The organism is Streptomyces sp. NBC_01390, from assembly GCF_045040105.1.
GTDB lineage: Bacteria > Actinomycetota > Actinomycetes > Streptomycetales > Streptomycetaceae > Streptomyces.
In genome coordinates, this window is record NZ_CP109551.1 from 2,237,033 (window position 1) to 2,256,454 (window position 19,422).

At 70.0% G+C, this 19,422-nt stretch carries 19 protein-coding genes and 1 riboswitch; of the genes, 7 read left to right on the forward strand and 12 right to left on the reverse strand.

The genetic code is table 11. From position 1 onward, the window contains the following. Positions 1 to 16 precede the first annotated feature (16 nt). From OG241_RS10070 to OG241_RS10080, 3 genes are all read right to left on the reverse strand, one after another. Positions 17 to 958, reverse strand: a complete 942-nt coding sequence (locus OG241_RS10070) for a DMT family transporter (RefSeq protein ID WP_405814858.1) — start codon at positions 956 to 958, stop codon at positions 17 to 19. Positions 959 to 1,177: 219 nt separating this feature from the next. Further along, positions 1,178 to 2,179, reverse strand: a complete 1,002-nt coding sequence (locus tag OG241_RS10075; RefSeq protein WP_405826114.1) for an EamA family transporter — start codon at positions 2,177 to 2,179, stop codon at positions 1,178 to 1,180. Between the two features lie 118 nt (positions 2,180 to 2,297). Further along, positions 2,298 to 2,891, reverse strand: coding sequence for a Clp protease N-terminal domain-containing protein (locus OG241_RS10080; RefSeq protein WP_405814860.1), 594 nt, complete (start codon positions 2,889 to 2,891; stop codon positions 2,298 to 2,300). Positions 2,892 to 3,116: 225 nt separating this feature from the next. Here OG241_RS10080 and OG241_RS10085 point away from each other — a divergent pair, with 225 nt between their 5' ends. Together OG241_RS10085 and OG241_RS10090 are read left to right on the forward strand one after the other, a co-directional pair. Next, on the forward strand, positions 3,117 to 3,284 hold the full coding sequence (locus tag OG241_RS10085; RefSeq protein WP_405814862.1) for a hypothetical protein: 168 nt from the start codon (positions 3,117 to 3,119) through the stop codon (positions 3,282 to 3,284). Positions 3,285 to 3,400: 116 nt separating this feature from the next. Beyond that, entirely contained in the window at positions 3,401 to 3,829 is a 429-nt protein-coding gene (locus tag OG241_RS10090; protein WP_405814864.1) for an SRPBCC family protein, read from the forward strand. A 120-nt stretch (positions 3,830 to 3,949) separates the two neighbouring features. On the opposite strand, the gene OG241_RS10095 is transcribed toward OG241_RS10090, so the two are convergent. After that, the gene (locus OG241_RS10095) at positions 3,950 to 4,606 is read right to left on the reverse strand and encodes a PadR family transcriptional regulator (protein ID WP_405814866.1); all 657 of its coding nucleotides are present in this window, start codon (positions 4,604 to 4,606) and stop codon (positions 3,950 to 3,952) included. A 204-nt stretch (positions 4,607 to 4,810) separates the two neighbouring features. Between OG241_RS10095 and OG241_RS10100 the strand changes: the two genes are divergently transcribed. Next, positions 4,811 to 5,512, forward strand: coding sequence for a LuxR C-terminal-related transcriptional regulator (locus tag OG241_RS10100; protein WP_405814868.1), 702 nt, complete (start codon positions 4,811 to 4,813; stop codon positions 5,510 to 5,512). A gap of 80 nt (positions 5,513 to 5,592) precedes the next feature. Further along, positions 5,593 to 6,402, forward strand: a complete 810-nt coding sequence (locus tag OG241_RS10105) for a PhzF family phenazine biosynthesis protein (RefSeq protein WP_405814870.1) — start codon at positions 5,593 to 5,595, stop codon at positions 6,400 to 6,402. A 78-nt stretch (positions 6,403 to 6,480) separates the two neighbouring features. Here the strand turns inward: OG241_RS10105 and OG241_RS10110 are convergent, their stop codons facing one another. Continuing rightward, on the reverse strand, positions 6,481 to 7,281 hold the full coding sequence (locus tag OG241_RS10110) for a CPBP family intramembrane glutamic endopeptidase (RefSeq protein WP_405826116.1): 801 nt from the start codon (positions 7,279 to 7,281) through the stop codon (positions 6,481 to 6,483). A 410-nt stretch (positions 7,282 to 7,691) separates the two neighbouring features. Continuing rightward, positions 7,692 to 9,209 carry a glutamate-cysteine ligase family protein gene (locus OG241_RS10115; protein ID WP_405814872.1) on the reverse strand — a complete coding sequence of 506 codons (1,518 nt, stop codon included), beginning with the start codon at positions 9,207 to 9,209 and terminating at the stop codon, positions 7,692 to 7,694. Positions 9,210 to 9,786: 577 nt separating this feature from the next. On the opposite strand from OG241_RS10115, the gene OG241_RS10120 reads away from it, so the two are divergent. Both OG241_RS10120 and OG241_RS10125 read left to right on the forward strand, forming a co-directional pair. Further along, positions 9,787 to 10,371: a hypothetical protein gene (locus OG241_RS10120; RefSeq protein ID WP_405814874.1), complete on the forward strand. Its 585-nt coding sequence runs from the start codon at positions 9,787 to 9,789 to the stop codon at positions 10,369 to 10,371. Positions 10,372 to 10,747: 376 nt separating this feature from the next. Continuing rightward, complete coding sequence (locus OG241_RS10125; protein ID WP_044472287.1) at positions 10,748 to 10,936, forward strand: DUF5999 family protein; 189 nt, start codon at positions 10,748 to 10,750, stop codon at positions 10,934 to 10,936. A gap of 130 nt (positions 10,937 to 11,066) precedes the next feature. Here the strand turns inward: OG241_RS10125 and gcvP are convergent, their stop codons facing one another. After that, positions 11,067 to 13,952 (reverse strand): aminomethyl-transferring glycine dehydrogenase, encoded by a 2,886-nt coding sequence (gene gcvP / locus OG241_RS10130; protein ID WP_405814877.1) that lies wholly within the window; start codon positions 13,950 to 13,952, stop codon positions 11,067 to 11,069. Positions 13,953 to 14,132: 180 nt separating this feature from the next. Further along, positions 14,133 to 14,227, reverse strand: a riboswitch (glycine riboswitch). A 114-nt stretch (positions 14,228 to 14,341) separates the two neighbouring features. Between gcvP and OG241_RS10135 the strand changes: the two genes are divergently transcribed. Continuing rightward, positions 14,342 to 14,713, forward strand: coding sequence for a PRC-barrel domain-containing protein (locus OG241_RS10135; RefSeq protein ID WP_405814879.1), 372 nt, complete (start codon positions 14,342 to 14,344; stop codon positions 14,711 to 14,713). Here OG241_RS10135 and OG241_RS10140 read toward each other — a convergent pair. The 5 genes from OG241_RS10140 to OG241_RS10160 form a co-directional block, all read right to left on the reverse strand. Continuing rightward, positions 14,635 to 16,089: a DNA polymerase IV gene (locus OG241_RS10140; RefSeq protein WP_405814881.1), complete on the reverse strand. Its 1,455-nt coding sequence runs from the start codon at positions 16,087 to 16,089 to the stop codon at positions 14,635 to 14,637. The two genes, OG241_RS10135 and OG241_RS10140, sit on opposite strands and share 79 nt — an antisense overlap. A 54-nt stretch (positions 16,090 to 16,143) precedes the next feature. After that, positions 16,144 to 16,788 (reverse strand): MerR family transcriptional regulator, encoded by a 645-nt coding sequence (locus OG241_RS10145; protein WP_405814883.1) that lies wholly within the window; start codon positions 16,786 to 16,788, stop codon positions 16,144 to 16,146. Positions 16,789 to 17,070: 282 nt separating this feature from the next. Continuing rightward, entirely contained in the window at positions 17,071 to 17,544 is a 474-nt protein-coding gene (locus tag OG241_RS10150) for a bifunctional nuclease family protein (RefSeq protein ID WP_006123076.1), read from the reverse strand. Positions 17,545 to 17,629: 85 nt separating this feature from the next. Then, the gene (locus OG241_RS10155; protein ID WP_405814885.1) at positions 17,630 to 18,364 is read right to left on the reverse strand and encodes a MerR family transcriptional regulator; all 735 of its coding nucleotides are present in this window, start codon (positions 18,362 to 18,364) and stop codon (positions 17,630 to 17,632) included. A gap of 43 nt (positions 18,365 to 18,407) precedes the next feature. After that, the gene (locus OG241_RS10160; protein ID WP_405814887.1) at positions 18,408 to 19,301 is read right to left on the reverse strand and encodes an FHA domain-containing protein; all 894 of its coding nucleotides are present in this window, start codon (positions 19,299 to 19,301) and stop codon (positions 18,408 to 18,410) included. Between the last annotated feature and the right edge of the window lie 121 nt (positions 19,302 to 19,422).

Here is a 19,422-nt window from a genome sequence, read left to right on the forward strand (position 1 = left end):
AAGCGGGCCTCCCCGATCACGTCGACGAGCACGCCGACGTACCGGCGCTCCGCGTCTCCGCCACCGCGAGCCCGGCCACCGCGCCCAGCATCAACAGGGTGCCCACGACCGTCGCCGCCGTCAGCTGTTCACCGAGCAGAGTGACGGCGAGAACCGCCGCGCTCACCGGCTCCAGGAGCATGACCACGGATACGGTCGCCGACCGGACGACGGCCGCTCCGGCGAAGTACAGCCCGTACGCCAGCGCGGTCGGCACGGCGGCGACGTACACCAGAAGCCCGGCGAACCGCAGGCCGTCGTCGGTGTGCGGCAGGAGCCCCTCGGCGAGCCCGAACGGCAGCAGGCAGAGAGTCGTGACGCCGAAGACCCTGACGGACGTGGCGAACGCGTCCGTTCCGCCGTCCCGCCCCCACCACCGGGTGAGGAGGGTCATCGCCGCGTAGCCGGCGGCTGACACCAGCGCCCATGCGACACCCGACGGCCGCACCTGGGCACCGTCGCTGCCCAGCACCAGCACCGCGAGCCCGGTGAGCGCCCCGGCGACGGCGACGGTCCCGCCGGCCCCCAGCCGTTCACCCAGGGCAAACCGGGCGCCCAGCGCGATGAGGACGGGCCCCGCGCCGAGGGTCACGACGGTGGCGACCGCGAGGCCGGTGGCCTGGACGGACGCGAAGTACGCGGTCTGGAAGACGGCCAGCAGGAACCCGGTGACAGCGGCCCGCAGGGCCTTTCGTCGCCACGGTTCGGGCCTCACGTCCGGACGGCGGCGCAGCGCCCCGGCGAGGAGCAGCAGCACGAAGCCGCCCGCGCAGCGCCAGAAGGAGAGAGCGACCGGGCCCAGGTCGCTCACCCGGTAGACAAGGGAGGCGACGGCGCCCGCGGTACCCCACGCGGCACCGGCGACGGTCAGGAACAGCAGGCCTCGCCCGATGGGCAGACCGGAAACGGCATTCGACACGAGAGTCTCCGCAGACGCGCGAAGACCGGCCGAAGGCCGCCCGCCGCGCGGAAGTTGACGAAAGGACCCGAACTCTCAGGGCTCCACGGGGTCCTCTGGCTTCGTCTGCGGGCAGCACCGTTCAGCCCGACGGCGATACGTCGGGCATGTTCTTCGGGGAGCCCGCCTCAGGCGGCCGGAGGCGGAAGGACGAGTGCGCGCGCGTGCATGATCACGACCCTAGGCGGCGGTACGGCGGGCCGCCACATCCTTTTCGGGTCCTCGGGCGACCGGCTTCGCCGACCCCTTGGCGGGCGCCGACGACTGTGCGATGAACGCCCCCACGAGCACCACCGCACCCCCCGCGATCTGGGGAGCCGAAAGATGCTCGCCCAGCAGCACCCAGGCCAGCACGGTCGCGATGACCGCCTCCAGGCACGCCACGACCCCGGCGACCTGCGGCGAGAGCCGCCGCACGGCGAGGATGCCGGTGACGTAGGCGACGACCGTGGCGACCAGCACGATCCAGCCCAGCAACAGCCCGGCCGCGACGGGCGTGCCGTTCATGTGCGCGGTGCCCGTGAGCACCGACCAGTCCATGCGCCACGGACGCGCCACGACGGTCAGCACGAGGGCGCCGACCAGCAGGCCGTACGCGATGACACCGAGCGGGTCCGGCGCCTCGTCACCCGCGTCGCTGCCCTGGTCGGACAGGACGAAGTAGCCGACCTGACAGCAGGCGGCGGCGACCGCGAGCAGCAGCCCCACGGCGTCGAAGCCGAGCCCGGACCAGATCTCGACGACACAGGCGAGGCCGCCGACCGCGAGGACGACTCCGAGCGCGGCGGCACGGCTCACGGGCCGCCGCTGCACGAACCGCACCCAGCCCAGCACCAGGGCGGGTGCGAGGTACTCGACGAGCAGGGCGACCCCGACCGGGATCCGGGAGATCGCCGCGAAGTAGCAGGCCTGGACCCCGGCCACGGCGAGCAGTCCGAACCCGGCGATCAGCGCGGGCCGCCTGCGCACCAGCGCACGGTGCCGGACGGCCAGGGGCAGCATCACGAGGGCCGCGCCCGTCACCCGCAGCCACACCACGTGCAGCGGATCGAGTCCCGCCTCGATCAACGGCTTGGCCGCGACCCCGGACCCGCCGAACGCGACCGCCGACACCAGCGCGAGCCCGAGCCCCACGCCCTTGCCCCGACCGACCTCACCACTCCCTGACGTACGCACCGGCAACATGATGGCAGGCGACGACATGAGCGTCACCCCGGATGACACCTGTCTCACCGACTGGACCGCCCCGCAGGAACCTGTCGCGCAAGCCCACACAGGGTCACAGCTCACGACTCACGACTCAGCGGTAACCGTCGAGTCCCTCGGCGTACTCCTCGCATCCGGCCACCCTCAGTTCGACCTGCCTCTCGACCTGCCTCAGCCGCTCCGGCAGCTCCCGCGCGTCGACTCCGCCCCGGCGCAGCACCTCGACGGCCCGGGACTGGGGATCCTGGATGATCGCCGCGAGCAGATCGACGCCGCGGGCCGGTGCGTCTCCGCGTCGCGCGGCCCGTTCGAACGCCTCCTCCAACGCGCTCGCCGCGACCGGTGACCAGCCCATCGTTCCGGCTGCGCCCGGCAGCACGGGCAGCGCCCCGGAGTCCTCGACCGAGCCCTGCCAGCGCAGCCCGTAACCGATGCTGCGCTGCACGAGATAGCCGAGCAGCCGTGCGACCTGCGGGTCGCCGCCCTCGAACACCGATCGCACCTCGGGATCGGACTCCAGGAGCGTGTGCAGCAGATGGGCCGTGTCGATCTGCCGGTCCCCGTCCCGCAGCGCCCGTCTGCGCGCGCCGGCGACCACCGCTGCCAGCTCGGAAGTGAGCCTGGCATCGTTGTCCAAGCGGTTCGCGCCGTGCTCGGTGGTCGACTGCCGGGGAATACTGGATCGCACACCCCCACCCCATCAGTCCCCGCTCTCCCGGTCATCCCCGCGACGCACCATTTCCGTGTCCCACGGAGGGTGTGCACCGGCGGCGGAATCTCCTCCTTACGGAGGACATCACGCCGCTCCCCCACGAGATCGACACAAGGGGCGCGCACCCTCATTCCGCACGCCCCGGGCGCAACCGGAGAAACCCCTCCCACGTCCCACACCAACATGGAGAGGTGCTGGCTGGTGGCGCTGCCGTCCACGGACGGGAGGCAGTACGTGTACCGGGTGTACGCCCCGGAGGACGCACTGCTCGCCGACCTGTTCTGGGAGGCGTGGCACTGTCACGACGAAGGGCCCTTCCCGCGCGCGTGGGACCTGTTCGACGCGGCTGTGATACGGCGGGTCGGCTGAGCCGGTCCCGCCCGCCGGCTCGGCGCGTCTATTTCTGACGACTCGTCAGTATTGAATGTTCCGGCCCGTGCGACTACGTTCCGCGACACCGCAGCCCGAGACACAGAGGTGGTCGCATGGCCGAAATTAGCGCGGAGGCTCAGATCCAGGCACCGGCGGAGAAGATCTGGGCGCAGCTGACGGACTGGTCGGCGTACGGAGCGTGGAACGCGACCCACACGAGCTTCCCGAAGGGCGGCCCCTCCACCTTGGAGGTCGGCGGCACCTTCGAGGAGAACATGAAGCTGATGGGCTTCCCGGCCGAGGTCGAATGGACCATCGCGGAGTTGGAGCCCGCCCGCACACTGGCCATCCGGGGCAAGGGACCGATGGCCGTGAACGTCGCCACGCGCTACACCCTCACACCCGACGGCGACTCCACGACGGTCCGGATCGACGGTGAGTTCACCGGCGCGGCCGTCTCCCTGATGGCCGGAAAACTGAAGGACTCGGGGACGGCCGCCCTCAACGAGTCCCTGCGCAAGCTGGCCGGCCTGGTGAGCTGAGCCCGGCCGCCACGACCGTACGACAGACAGCACAAAGGCGCCCCGCGGACACTTCCGCGGGGCGCCTGTGCGCTCTGGGGGACACGCCGCCGGGGCGGTCACGTCTCCGAGGGCGGCCCATCAGTCTTCGTCGGCGAGGATCAGATACAGCTTCTTGCGCGCTTCGTTTATCACCGTGAGCGCCTTCTCGCGCTGCTCCTTGCTGCCCGTCTTCCAGACCTGGCCGAAGGCCTCCATCAGACCGACGCCGGCCTGGCGGATGTCGTTCAGCGCCTCCCAGTCGACGCCGCGCCCGGCTTCTTCCCAGGGTGCGTCGGGGCCCTCGTCGGCCGCCGTGCGACCGGACTCGGTGAGCGCGAACAGCTTCTTGCCGCCCTCGCTCTCGCTGGCGATCAGGCCCTCGTCCTCCAGCAGTTGAAGGGTGGGGTAGACCGAGCCCGGGCTGGGCTTCCACGCCCCTCCGCTGCGCTCGGCGATCTCCTGGATCATCTCGTAGCCGTGCATGGGCCGGTCCTTCAGCAGGGCCAGGATCGACGCGCGGACGTCACCGCGCCGCGCCCTGCCCCGCGGTCCGCCCCGGCCGCCACGCCCGCCCCAGGGCCCCGGGCCGAAGCCGGGTCCACCCGGACCGCCGGGACCGCCGAAACCGGGCCCGAAGGGGCCGAAGGCGGCGCGCCGCCCCTCGAAGCCACCCCGCCCGAAGGGTCGGGGGCCGCCATGACCATGTGCGTGCCCGGGACCGAAGCCCGGACCGAATTCCTCTCCATGGGAACGCATCGCAACCACTCCATTCGTTGTCTTGTCGTTGATCTGTCGCGATGCGTCAACGATATATCGGAATAGCTCGCACGACAACCCTCGCGGGAAGTGGCAAGAAGTGACCCAGGCCACAGTAGAAACGATGACGTTTCGATAGAGGTGAGAGTTAGGCTGACGACACCGAAGTGAACGAAACGGTTTCGTACAAGGAGAGTGCCCCCCATGGCCTCCGTACTCGTCGTACATCGCCAGTCCCTGCAACGTCTCGGACTGCGCATGCTGCTCGCGGCCCAGCCCGACCTGACCGTCGTCGGCGAGGCGACGAGCGGCGCCGAGGCCGTTCGTATGAGCGCCGCGCTCGGACCCGACGTCGTGCTGATGGACAGCCTGGTGATCGACATAGACGGCGTCGACGTCATCCGTCGCATCAGCCGGCCCCCCACCCTGCTGCCGGTCGCCGAGCCCGCGAGAGTGGCAGCACAGCGCCCGCGCGTGCTGGTACTGACCCCCACCGACCACGAGCGGCACGCCTACGCGGCCCTGCGCGCCGGAGCCGGCGGCTTCCTCCCCCAGGACGCCACCCCCGAGGAACTGACCGCGGCCGTCCGTATCGTGGCCGCCGGAGACGCCGTCACCACCCCCGGCCTCACCCGCGCTCTCATCGACACCGTCCGGCTCGAGCGCGCCTTCGGCTCACCCGAGCGGGTGAGCGAGCTCGACGCGCTCACCAGTCGCGAACGCGACGTCCTCACCGCGGTCGCCGCCGGCTGGTCCAACACCGAGATCGCCACCCGGCTGTCCATCTCGCCGACCACGGTCAAGTCCCACGTCAGCCGCATCCTCGCGAAGATCGGCGCACGCGCGCGCGTGCAGGCCGTCGTCTTCGCCTACGAGTCCGGCCTCGTCCGACCGGCGGCCGCCTGACGCTCCGCCCCACCCGACAGGTCCAGCAGCCGGAAATTGGCCTTGGCCCGCCTCCCCGCTCCCCCTCTAGCGTCATCCCCATGCGCATACGAATCGTCGACGCCTTCACCGACCGCCCCTTCGCCGGCAACCCGGCCGGCGTCATGCTCCTCGACGCCTTCCCGGACGACACCCGTCTGCAGCGGATCGCCCTGGAGGTCAACCACGCCGAGACGGCGTTCGCGCACCCGCTGTCCGACGGCGGCGAGGCCGACTGGGCGCTGCGCTGGTTCACCCCGGCCGCCGAGGTCGCGATGTGCGGCCACGCCACGCTCGCCACGGCCCACGTCCTGCACACCACAGGCAGCCACACGGGACCCGTACGGTTCTCCACCCTCAGCGGCGTGCTCACCGCGACGCCCCACGAGGACGGTTCCATCACCCTCGACTTCCCGACCGCCCCCCTCACCCGCGTCGAACCCCCCGCCGGGGTCGCCGAGGCCCTGGGCGCCGAACCTCTCGCGGTCTTCGACACCGGCCCGAACATCAATGACCTGCTGATCGAGGTCGCCGACGAGAAAACGGTCCTGTCTCTCGCCCCCGACCTCAAGGCCCTCGCCGCCCGCTCGGAACGCGGGGTCATCGCCACCGCCCGCGCCGACGACCCCGCCGGGGGCTACGACTTCGTCTCGCGCTGCTTCTTCCCACGGATCGGCATCGACGAGGACCCGGTCACCGGCAGCGCCCACACCGCCCTCGCCCCCTACTGGTCCGAGCGTCTCGGCCGCCCCGACCTCACCGGCCTCCAGGCTTCCGCCCGCAGCGGCCTGGTCCGTACGGAACTCCGCGGCGACCGCACCCTGCTGACCGGCCGAGCGGTCACCACCATCGACGGCGAGCTACTCGCCTGAGGGCACGCGAAACCTGAGGGCACAGGGAAGGGGCGTACGAAACCCTCGTACGCCCCTCACTCCCGTCCCCCGGAACCCTCAGGCGGTGGGCAGCCACCCCACCTTGCCCGCCAGCAGGGCGTAACCCACGAACGCCCCGATGTCGAGCAGCGAATGCGCCACGACCAGGGGGCCCACCCGCCCCCAGCGCCGGTAGAGGTACACGAACACCACCCCCATCACCATGTTGCCGATGAACCCGCCGATGCCCTGGTACAGGTGGTACGACCCGCGCAGGACGGCACTAGCCACCAGTGCCGTCCCCGGGGTCCACCCCAACTGGCCCAGCCGGCGCAGCAGATACGCGACGACGATCACTTCCTCCAGTACGGCGTTCTGCACAGCCGAGAGGATCAGCACCGGGTACTTCCACCACACCTCGGGCAGCGCCTCCGGCACCACCGTGAGGTTGAAACCGAGGCCACGGGCCGCCAGGTAGAAGGCGATTCCGGTGCTGCCGATCACCGCCGCGATCGCGGCCCCGCGCCCCAGATCGGGCCAGGGCCTGGTGCGGTCGAAGCCCAGCGTCCGCAGCCCCTTCCCCTCCCGCAGCAGGAAATGCGCAACCAGGGCGACCGGCACCAGCGCCGTCGTGATGCCGAAGAGCTGCCAGGCGAGGTCCAGCCATGGCCGGCCCGGAGCCGCCGAGGCGTTGAGGGTGGCCGCCTGATCCTTGAGGCCGCCCGGCTTCGTGACCGACCCGACAAAGCTGATCAGGGCGGAGACACCGCTGGCACCGAGTGAAAGCCCCAGAACCAACAGCGTCTCGTCCCGGAGAGTCCGCCGCGACGGCCGCTCCTCAGGAAAAGCCTCAGCCACAGCGCCCGCCTCCACCTGCACTCCTGCCTCCAGTTGTGTCATCCGCCGCATCCCCGCCCTCACCCGACCGCAGTCTGGCGACACGCTGCGAAGATCGTGCGCGACAGGCCGCCAGGGGCGGGGCCGCTTCCGGCGTGCCTCCCCTGCTCCCTGCCTTACGGCTGATGCGGCCGATTCACCTCATACGACTGTTTCGCGCCGCGCGTTCCGCGCACCGGCGAGGGATACGACCGTCACGGGCCATCGCAGTCTGCCCGATCCACCTGAGACGAGCGTGACCGACCCCCGCGCCCACCCTGCGGCGCACGGTCACCATCGGCGCGGTCCTCGGTATCGCCACCACCGCGGCTATAACGACCACCGCGCGAAGGCACCGGGGCCCCGGATCTCACCCGCAGGTAACCCCTGAGCCCCTGCCCCGACCTCGGGGATCACCCCAGGGGCACCGCTTCCGGCAGCCCCACCGGCCAGGTGTGCACCGGCTCCCCGAGGTGCATCAGCTCGCTGTAGCGCCGGGTGGTCGCGGCCAGCGCTGCCTCCCGCGACAGCCCCTTGTCGAGCGCCCGGTGGAAGGTGGCCGACTGCCAGGACGCTCCGTTGGTCCGTAGCCGGCACCGTTCCTCGATCACCCCGAGGTACAGGTCTCGGTCGGCGGGTTCGACCCCCCACGCGTCGAGGCCGGCCTCGGCGAGCGGCAGCAGCTCGTCCTGTACGAGTCGCACCGCGTCGACCTCCGCCGTGCCGCCGAACCGGCCGCCCCGGGGCCACTGGAGCCGCGCGTCGATGCCGTGCCGGCAGGCGGCGTCGAAGTTGGCGGCGGCGGCCTCGAAGGGCAGCCGGCTCCACACGGGCCGCGACTCCTCGGCGAGTGCCCGGACGACCCCGTAGTAGAAGGCCGCGTTGGCGATGACGTCCGTGACGGTGGGACCGGCGGGCAGCACCCGGTTCTCGACACGCAGATGGGGAACCCCGTCCGCGATGCCGTAGACGGGCCGGTTCCAGCGGTACACCGTGCCGTTGTGCAGCACGAGCTCACCGAGCTTCGGCACACCTCCGGCGTCGAGGACGCTCAGCGGGTCCTCGTCGTCACAGATCGGCAGCAGCGGCGGGTAGTAACGCAGGTTCTCCTCGAAGAGGTCGTACGCCGACGTGATCCAGCGCTCCCCGAACCAGGTGCGCGGCCGTACGCCCTGCGCCTGGAGTTCCGGCGGACGCGTGTCCGTGGACTGGGTGAACAGCGGGGGCCGCGACTCGCGCCACAGCTCACGGCCGAACAGGAACGGCGAGTTAGCCCCGATCGCGACCTGCACGGCGGCGATCGCCTGCGCCGCGTTCCACACATCGGCGAACCGCGCCGGAGTGACCTGGAGATGCAGCTGTACGGACGTACAGGCGGCCTCGGGAGCGATCGACCTCGACGTGCACGAGAGACGTTCCACGCCCTCGATGTCGAGGGTGAAGTCCTCACCGCGGGCCGCCACGATCTGGTCGTTCAGCAGGGCGTAGCGGTCGACGTCGGAAAGGTTGGAGGAAACCAGGTCGTCACGGTCGAGCGTCGGCAGAATGCCGATCATCATGATTCCCGCGTCGACCTCGTTCGCTTTCCGGTGGGCATATGCCAGCGACGTACGGAGCTCTTCGGCGAGCCGGTCGAATACCCGCCCGGCAAGACGGTGGGGGGCGATGTTGACTTCCAGATTGAACATGGCGAGTTCTGTTTGGAAATCTCGGCTCGCGATCCTTTCGAGTACTTGCCCATTCATCATTTTCGGCATCCCGTCGGGCCCGACGAGATTCAACTCGATCTCCAGGCCCAGGAGATTCTTCGGGCGGTCGAACCGCTTCTCGGCCAGCAGTCGCTCCAGCCCCGTCAGACACTGCCGGAGCTTGGTGCGGTACTGCTGGCGAGCGGACAGGTCGAACGGCCCCGCCACGACCTTCTCCCCCATCGGAAGCGTCCCTCCTCCTCGAATGGGCAGGCCGAAGATCGGCCGCTGACGTCCCGGGTCACGTGGGATGATGCCCACCAAACGCGATCGATAACGTCCCGCGGGTTCTCGTCACCCGCTACGCTGGCCAACATGACCCGCGGCACATTCACCCGGCATGGCGCCGCGGCCGGTTCAGGCCGGGCGACCGGACAGTTTCGCGCACTTGCGAACTCGTGAAAAACGCCGACGGTAATTGGCCGACCACCTCCGGCCCGTCTACCGAGGTCATCGCCGTGCGACCGGCCGGGAATCGGTAGAAACACCACGCAACGCCGACCGAACAAGCCCTTGCTCTTCACGCGGAAAACAGTTAGACGAAACATAGTCAGAACACGTGTCGTATAAACTCCGCGAACAAGGGAAGAGAGTCGGCGCCCAGGTCCCGGGTCCTGCCATCCAGGTGTCGTACGGCAGGCCGCATCCACGTCGGCGCCCCCGGCCCCGCCTCTTCACCCCCGACAGACTTCGAGAGCTGACAGCGCCGTCCGCCCCCGCCCTCGCGCCACCCTGCCTGTCGAACGAGAGGCGTTCCACCATGCCCCTGCATGTCCCCCCGGCTCCCGCACCCGCACTGCGCACCGTCCTCACGGCACTCGGTTCCCCCACCGCGGTCCGCGAGGCACGCACCCCGTCCCTCCGTACCGCCCAGGGGCCCACCACCCCCGAACTCCCGCTGCCCGTGCACGTCCTGGACCACATCACCCCCGCGGGCGCGTCCGCCACCCGGCTGACCGGGTGGCGCTTCCTGATCCGCTGCGGCGACCGCGCGGTGGCCGCCGCCGAGACCATGCTGACGCCTGACGGCTGGGCCTTCTCGCACTTCTTCGAAGGGCCCTACATCGCCTCCACCGAGCTCGCGCTGCGTCAGGCCGAGGCGATGAAACAGCCCTACCAGGCGCGCCTGCTGTCCGTTCCCAAGCTGTACATGCTCACGCTCTGGCTGCACGGCGACATCACCGCCGACGGAGCCGAGGGCCATCCGGCCGCTACCGACCTGCTCGTCCCACTGGCGCCCGCCCCGCCCGGTATCGCCGCCCATCGTCCGCACCGGGTCGCCGAACTGCTCCCCGTCCTGACCCATCGGGTGACTCCGGCCCCGCTCCTGAGTTCCTCCGCCTGATCGCACACACCACGACACTCTCCGTATTCACCTGTGCCCCGCCGTCGAATTCCCGACGGCGGGGCAGGTTGCTCTTTCGAGCGGCATTACGTTCGTACGAGCCACTAAGTGCTTACGCCCCGCCCGGACTAGCCCTATCCGGCCCCCAGGAACCACCCAAAGGGACAGCCCAGTTGGGCTGAACCGGCCGCCCGGGTGACACGTCTTGAACCTTTGAGAAGCGGTGCTGCCAAATACCTGCGGATTGACGCCCGTGGGGCAACACTGGGTTCAAACCGATTTATCACAACGGGGAGCGGCCATGAACAGTGCTTCGAGCCGCAAGACGGACACCACAGCCATCTCACACTCCATGACAGAGCGAAAGATCCCACCAATGTGCCAGCACCAGCCACCGTGCCCGACAGCCCACTCCACCGACCGGGAGTCCGCCCGCCTCATGGCGCACCACCCGGAGCAGGGCTGGAGCCTGCTGTGCAACGGCGTCCTCCTCTTCGAGGACACGGGTGAGCTCCTGCCCGACGGCCAGATCATCGCCCCGCACCGCGTGATGACAGCCGCCTGACGGCCTGCTCGCAGGGACGAAGGGCAGCCTCCCGACGTCAGGAGCGACTGCCCGGACAGCTGAACAGACGAAGAGGGGCCGGCCCGCAGACATCCGCTGCGAACCGGCCCTGACGCATGTCCGAGGGCGACTACTCCTCGTAAGCGTCCAGCGGCGGGCAGGAGCAGACCAGGTTCCGGTCGCCGAAGGCCTGGTCGATCCGGCGTACCGGCGGCCAGTACTTGTCGGCCGCCGAGACCCCGGCCGGGAAGACCGCCTCCTCGCGCGTGTAGGCATGCGTCCACTCGCCGCCGAGCGCGGCGGCGGTGTGCGGCGCGTTGCGCAGCGGGTTGTCGTCGGCCGGCCACTCGCCCGCGCCGACCTTCTCGATCTCGCCGCGAATGGCGATCATCGCCTCGCAGAAGCGGTCCAGCTCGCCCAGGTCCTCGGACTCGGTCGGCTCGATCATCAGCGTCCCGGCCACCGGGAAGGACATCGTGGGCGCGTGGAAGCCGTAGTCGATCAGCCGCTTGGCGATGTCGTCGACGCTCACGCCCGTCGTCTTGCTGATCGGCCGCAGATCGATGATGCACTCGTGCGCGACCAGCCCGCCGGGCCCGGTGTAGAGCACCGGGAAGTGCGGCTCGAGCCGCTTGGCGATGTAGTTGGCACTCAGTACCGCCACCTGCGTGGCCCGCTTGAGCCCCTCGCCGCCCATCAGCCGCACGTACGCCCACGAGATCGGCAGAATGCCCGCCGAGCCCCAGGGCGCCGCCGAGATCGGCCCCACACCCGTCTCGGGCCCGGCCGCGGGCTGCAGGGGGTGGTTGGGCAGATAGGGCGCAAGGTGCTCGCGCACTCCCACCGGGCCGACGCCCGGACCGCCGCCCCCGTGCGGGATGCAGAACGTCTTGTGCAGATTCAGGTGCGAGACGTCCCCACCGAAGTGCCCCGGCCTGGCCAGCCCCACCAGCGCGTTGAGGTTGGCCCCGTCGACGTACACCTGGCCGCCGGCCTCGTGTACCTGGGCACAGATGTCGGCGACATGCTCCTCGAACACCCCGTGCGTGGACGGGTACGTGATCATCAGCACCGACAGCTCGTCCCGGTACTGCTCGATCTTCGCCCGCAGATCCTCGACGTCGATCTCACCGTCGCCGGCGGTCTTCACGACGACGACCTTCATTCCGGCCATGACGGCGCTGGCGGCGTTGGTGCCGTGCGCGGACGACGGAATCAGGCAGACGGTCCGCTGGTCGTCACCGTTGGCCCGGTGGTATCCACGTACGGCGAGCAGCCCGGCCAGCTCGCCCTGCGAACCGGCGTTCGGCTGCAGCGACACCTTGTCGTAGCCGGTGACCTCGGCGAGACGTTCCTCCAGCTCCCGGATGAGCGTCAGATAGCCCTGTGCCTGCTCGGCGGGCGCGAAGGGATGCAGCTGCCCGAACTCGGGCCAGGTGACCGGCTCCATCTCGGCGGTCGCGTTGAGCTTCATGGTGCAGGAGCCCAGCGGGATCATGCCGCGGTCGAGCGCGTAGTCCCGGTCGGCGAGCCGGCGCAGGTAGCGCAGCATCGCGGTCTCGGAGTGGTACTGGTGGAAGACGGGGTGGGTCAGGATCTCGTCGGTGCGCAGCAGCGCCTCCGGCAGCGTGTCCTCGGCGTCGGCGTCGAGCGCCTCGACGTCGCCGTCGACCCCGAACGCGGTCCAGACGGCGCCCAGCTGGTCCCGGGTGGTGGTCTCGTCGCAGGAGACGGAGAGCCGGTCGGCGTCGACGAGATGCACATTGACCCCGTGCTCGCGCGCGGCGGCGGCGACCTCTCCGGCCCTCCCCGGCACCCGCACGGTGAGGGTGTCGAAGTAGGCGCCGTGGACGACGTCGACACCGCCCGCCGTCAGCCCCGCGGCGAGGATCGTGGCGTACCGGTGGGTGCGCCGGGCGATGATCCGCAGCCCCTTGGGTCCGTGGTAGACGGCGTACATGCCGGCCATCACGGCCAGCAGGACCTGCGCCGTGCAGATGTTGCTGGTCGCCTTCTCGCGGCGGATGTGCTGCTCCCGCGTCTGCAGGGCGAGCCGGTACGCCTTGTGCCCGTCCGCGTCCACGGAGACACCCACGAGCCGCCCCGGCAGACTGCGCGCAAACTGCTCGCGTACGGCCATGTATCCGGCGTGCGGCCCGCCGAAGCCCATCGGCACGCCGAACCGCTGGGTCGTCCCGACCGCGATGTCCGCGCCGAGCTCACCGGGCGAGGTGAGCAGCGTCAGAGCCAGCAGATCGGCGGCCACGGTGACCACGGCACCGAGCCCGTGCGCCTGCTCGACGACCGGCCTCAGGTCCCGTACGACACCTGAGGCGCCCGGGTACTGAAGGAGCACACCGTTGATCTCACGGCCCGCGATGTCGTCCGGAATGCCCGCGCTCAGGTCGGCGACGACGACCTCGACACCGGTGGGCTCGGCCCGCGTCTCGATCACGGCGATGGTCTGCGGCAGGGCGTCCGCGTCGACGAGGAAGAGCCCCTTCTTGTTCTTGCCCATACGCCGCGACAGCGACATCGCCTCCGCGGCCGCGGTGCCCTCGTCGAGCAGCGAGGCACCCGAGGTGGGCAGCCCGGTGAGGTCGGCGACCATGGTCTGGAAGTTCAGCAGCGCTTCGAGGCGTCCCTGCGAGATCTCGGGCTGGTAGGGCGTGTACGCGGTGTACCAGGCCGGGCTCTCCATCACGTTCCGCAGGATGACCGGCGGGGTGAAGGTCCCGTAGTACCCGAGCCCGATCATGGACCCGAGAACCTGGTTCCGGTCGGCCAGCGACCGCAGCTCGGCCAGCACTTCGGCCTCGGTGCGGGCGCCCGGCAGATCGAGCGCGTCGGCGTTCCTGATCGCATCCGGGACCGCGGCGGCCGTCAGCTCGTCGAGCGAGCCGTAGCCGACCTGCGCGAGCATCTTGGCCCGGTCCCCGTGGTCCGGCCCGATATGACGTCGCTCGAAGGGCGTTCCCTGTTCGAGTACGGCGAGCGGAGTGCGGTGGGCGGTCATTACGGAGGCCTCCTGGTCGTCGCGACCTTCGAGGGGCACCACGACACGGGTGCCCGAACGGCCTCCCCCTCTGTCATCTCAACCTGAGAGCTTCACCGGGCCGCCAACACACTGGCGTACCGGTTTTCACCGTCGGTGAGAGCGGAAGTCTTCGACATCCGCTCTTCTTTCCAGAGTGACCTCGTCCGTGCGGTACAGGGGCCTGAGAGATTCCGGGGAGGATTTGCTCCTTCGGCGCCCTCCGACGTTCCGGAGGACTCTCCCGCACGGGGTCAGCAGCCATTGGCCAGCCTACCAGCGGGCTCCACGCACACTCCTTCGAGTGGCCGCCTCACCGGATGTGCTCTTTTGTAGTGTTTACGGATGAGTTGCGACCATACGGAGGCGCCGTGCAGACCGATATCGATCCGCGCAACCTGATCGGCCGCAAGGCCTTCGACCGCAACGGCACCAAGATCGGCACGATCGACGAGGTCTACCTCGACGACGCGACGGGAGTGCCGGAGTGGGCGGCCATAAGAACAGGGCTGTTCAGCAGGGACGCCTTCGTGCCCCTGGAGCCCAGCGAACTGATCGACGGCACCCTGCGCATCCCCTTCGAGCGAGCCCTGATCAAGGACGCCCCCGACTTCGGCGTGGGCCGCCATCTCTCCCCGGAGCAGGAACTCCAGCTCTACCACCACTACGGCCTCGACGTCGCTCCTCCTCCCCCGTTCCCCGACCACGACTTCGGCAGGCTGGCGGGCACGGACGACGCCTGATCCCCCGATCCGCCATCCGGACGACCGGGTCTTCGCGGCGGGTCGGCCACCAGCGGCAGCGGATCCGCCGGCTCCAGCGCGGGGTCCTCGGTCCGGAACGTACGCACCCGCCCCGGCTGCTCGGAGTCCGGCGTCTCGAACCGGATGGTCACCCGCCCCAGCCCGCTCCCCTGCACCCACCCGTGCCCGAAGTCGTCATGCCGCACGTCGTGCCCGGTGGTCCAGTGCCGCTCGGCAGACGCCTCCCGCTCCTCGACGACCTCGCGCTCCGCCTCCTCCAACGGCTCCAGTGCCGCCAGCTCCCCGGCGGCCTGGGCGAACAGGTCCTCCTGCGTGTAGTCGGCGAGGCCGCTCACCCCGACCCCGAGCAGCCGGACGCCCCCGGTGGTGTCCACCGCCTCAAGGAGCCGGGCCGCCGCCTCCCGCACCACCGCGGGGTCGTCCGTGGGCCCCCGGAGCGTCTCGGACCGGGTCAGCGTGGAGAAGTCGTACCGCCGCACCTTGAGGACGATGGTCCGCCCGGACAGCCCGGCACCGCGCAACCGCCGCACACACCGGTCCGCCAGCCGCTGCACCTCCGTCCCCACCCGGCCCCGGTCATGGATGTCCACGTCGTACGTGTCCTCGACCGACACGGACTTCGTCTCCCGCTCGGACACCACGGGCCGCTCGTCGCGCGCCAGCGCCATCGCGTACAGCGCGTGCCCGTGAGCCTTTCCCAGCAGCCGTACGAGCTCGTCCTCGCCCGCCTCCGCCAGGTCGTCGACCGTGCTCATCCCGGCCCGCCTCAGATGGTCCCCGGTGGCCGGGCCGACCCCCGGCAGGGTCCGCACCGACATCGGGGCGAGCAGCGCCCGCTCGGTCCCGGGCTCGATCACCACCAGCCCGTCCGGCTTGGCCTGCTCCGAGGCGATCTTCGCGAGCATCTTGGAGGCGGCCAGCCCGACCGATCCCGTGAGCCCCGTGACGGCTCGTATGTCCGCGCGCAGCCTGCTCCCGGCCAGCCGCGCCGACGCCTCGTCCCAGGCCGTCTCGCCGGCTTCCAGGTCCACGAACGCCTCGTCCAGGCTCAACGGCTCCACCAGAGGCGACAGCTCGTGCAGGAGCCCCATGACCTGCTCGCTGATCGACCGGTAGAAGCCGCCCCTGGGCACGAGGTAGGCGGCGTTCGGCGCGAGCCTTCGGGCCTGCGCCATCGGCATCGCGGAGTGCACCCCGAAAACCCGGGCCTCGTACGATGCGGTGGCCACCACCCCACGTGGCCCGAGTCCCCCCACCACCACGGCTTTCCCACGCAGACTCGGCTTGGACGCCTGCTCCGCCGAGGCGAAGAAGGCGTCCATGTCGAGATGCAGGATCGTGGGCGCGTTTCTCACATCACCGATGCTGCCCTACGCCACTGACAATGCCCTGGAACACAGGGGCGCCGGTCAGACCGCCCGGTTGCGCCGCCGCGCCAGTTCGTCCGTGGGGTTGTGCCCGACGAGGGTCTCCCCGGTGTCGACACGCTCGCCGTGCAACTGCGAGAGAGCGCTTTCCACGTCTCGCCAGACCACGCCGACGGCGATTCCGAAAATGCCCTGTCCACCCTGGAGGAGCGCGTGCACCTCATCGGGGGAAGTGCACTCGTAGACGGTCGCGCCGTCGCTCATCAGCGTCAGGCGCTCCAGGTCGTGGAGTTCGCACGCCCGGAGATGCTGCACCGCCGTGCGGATGTTCTGCAGCGAGACACCGGTGTCCAGAAAGCGCTTGACGATCTTCAGGACGACAACGTCCCGAAAGCTGTAGAGCCGCTGCGTCCCCGACCCGTGCGCGGGCCGCACACTCGGCTCGACCAAGCCGGTACGCGCCCAGTAGTCCAACTGCCGATAGGTGATGCCGGCCGCCGCGCACGCCGTGGGGCCGCGGTAGCCGATCTCCTCGGACGCCATGGATGTCGCCCCTCCGCTGCCTGCTACAGCCGTCGGCCGCCGCGGAACGTGATCGGCCGCGTTGCCGTGAAGCGGGTACGGGCCGCTCTCCCCCGGAACGCGTCCAGGGGCACCCCCAGCCGTACCGTCGCCGCTGCTTCTCACGCCGACCTCCGTCCTTGACCTGCCTTCTCGACGGTAGGCAGTCACCAGGGGTGCGTCAACGATCGCCACACTCGGCACGCCGAGTGATAATCACCCTAGGAGTGGTTTCCCGTACCCCACCGCGGGGAAAGGCTAGCCGAATGCGCTCCGCCAGGGCCGCACGACGCTCTCACACGCCGCTGGCAATTGCCATCATCCGTGACGTCACCGGGCAAAAGACAGGCCCCACCGACCATGGGGTCCGTGGGGCCGCCGAGCTTCGTCAGACGACGCCGACGCGGCTCACTGACTGTTGGTCCCGAAGTCCTCGGGGGAGATCTGGTCGAGGAACTCGCGGAACTTCTCCACCTCGTCCTCCTGTTCGTCCGGGATCGCGATCCCGGCGTCGTCGAGTACCCCGTCGCTGCCGTAGATCGGCGTACCGGTACGCAGCGCCAGCGCTATGGCGTCGGACGGGCGGGCGCTCACCTCGACTCCGCTGGCGAACACCAACTCCGCGTAGAAAACACCTTCGCGCAGGTCCGTGATGCGCACTTCGGTGAGTTCCTGACCGACGGCCTCCAGCACGTCCTTGAACAGGTCGTGGGTCAGCGGTCGTGCGGGGGCCATGCCCTGCTGGGCGAAGGCGATCGCCGTCGCCTCCCCCGGTCCGATCCAGATGGGAAGGTAGCGGTCGCCTCCCACTTCACGCAGGAGCACGATCGGTTGGTTGGAGGGCATTTCGACCCGGACACCTACGACATCGAGCTCGTTCACACAGCAACCCTAGGCCGTGCCCGGGATGTTTGGGTAGTCGGGCACGGAACGGGTGCCCGATCCGCCCTCCGCCGACCCTCCCCGCTCAGGGCTGCCGCACTCCCAGAGCGATCCGCACCAGGGCCGCGTGCAGCTTCACCGTGAGCCCTGCCAGCTCCTTGCTACGGGCCTCCGCGAGCGCCCTGGTCTGCGGATTGCGGTGGCGCTTCAGCGGGGCCACGACCTGGTCGACCAGGCCGGCCTCACGGTCCGCGGCGGCCTTCATCGCCCGCAGATGCCGCGGCTCGATCCCGAACCGCCCCAGCTCGGCGACGAGCGCGGCGACGGTGACCGACTCCGCGTCGTACGCTCCGTCGGGCAGTGGCGCGATCAGCCCGTACGACTGCCACTCCTCGAGTTCCTCGTCGCCGATCTCGGCGGCGGCGAGCAGCTCGGCGCGGCCGATCCGGACGGCGGTGGGCCCCTCGGGCTCCAGAACGGGCTCACCGTCCCGCTGCCGGCCGACGGTGGGGGGCGGGGCCGCCTCCCCACGCTCCATGGCCTCCAGGTACTCCCTGATCACCTTGAGAGGCAGATAGTGATCCCGCTGCATTCTCAGGACATGCCCGAGGCGCTCGACGTCCCTCGGACTGAACTTGCGGTACCCCGACGGGGTCCGCTGCGGCTCGATGAGCCCCTCCGACTCCAGGAAACGAATCTTGGAGATGGTGACTTCGGGGAACTCGTCGCGCAGCGCGTTCAGCACTGTGCCGATGCTCATCAGCCCACTGTCCGCGGCGGCGATGCCGTGCCCGGCACCGCCGCTCGGTGTTTGAAGCATGGACCTTCCCTGTGGATCCCCCCGGACTCGGTCCGGAGGAGGGTCAGTAGCCCCGCTGGCTCGCGTAGAACACCAGCCGGTACTTGCCGATCTGCACCTCGTCACCGTTGGACAGATCGACCTGGTCGATCCGCTCACGGTTGACGTACGTGCCGTTGAGGCTGCCCACGTCAGCGACCGTGAACATGCCGTCCTGGCCACGGCGGAACTCCACATGCCGACGCGACACGGTCACGTCGTCCAGGAAGATGTCGCTCTGCGGATGACGCCCGGCCGTGGTCAGCTCGCCGTCCAGCAGGAAGCGGCTGCCCGAGTTCGGGCCACGACGCACCACCAGGAGCGCCGACCCGAGCGGCAGAGCGTCCACCGCGGCCTGCGCCTCGGGCGAGAGCATCGGCATCTGCGTCTGACCGGTGACCTCGGCGTCGTACGCCTCGATACCGGAGATCGAGATGGTGGACGTCGTCTCCGACGGGCGCTCGGGGGTGACCCCGGCCCGCAGCGGCGCGCCACAGTTGGAACAGAAGCGGCTGTTCTCCGCGTTGCGGTTACCGCACCTCGTACAAACCAGGGCCGACATCGACGGATCCTCCTGCCGCGGCTGCCCCGCCGGGGCATTGGACGCATACGGACCGGAGGAAAACTCTCCACCCGTACTTGAGGTTGACGGTTCCCCGAAACCTATGCGCCCGGACTGGGCAGGGTCAACAGAAGGCGCGCCCTGACCTCCCGGAACGTCACCACCCGGACCGCCGACCTGGTCCCGGAACAACGGACGCTGACCGTCCGCGTCGGGCTGTGCGCGATGGCGGGCGGTCGCGTTGTCGCTGCTGCCCTCTCGCGCGCTCTTGCCGAACAACTTCCCAAACAACTTCACGGGCGATTCCCCTTGACCGAAACAGACCCGCCCGTGGGGCAGGACGAACCCTGACTGCACCTACCGGTCGACCCGGACATCCTCACAACGTCCGCCGCCACCTGACAGTTTCCACCACGCACCACCCATTCGGTGCGCCGACCCCCCGCAACCTCATGCCCTCCGCGGACAACCCCCATGC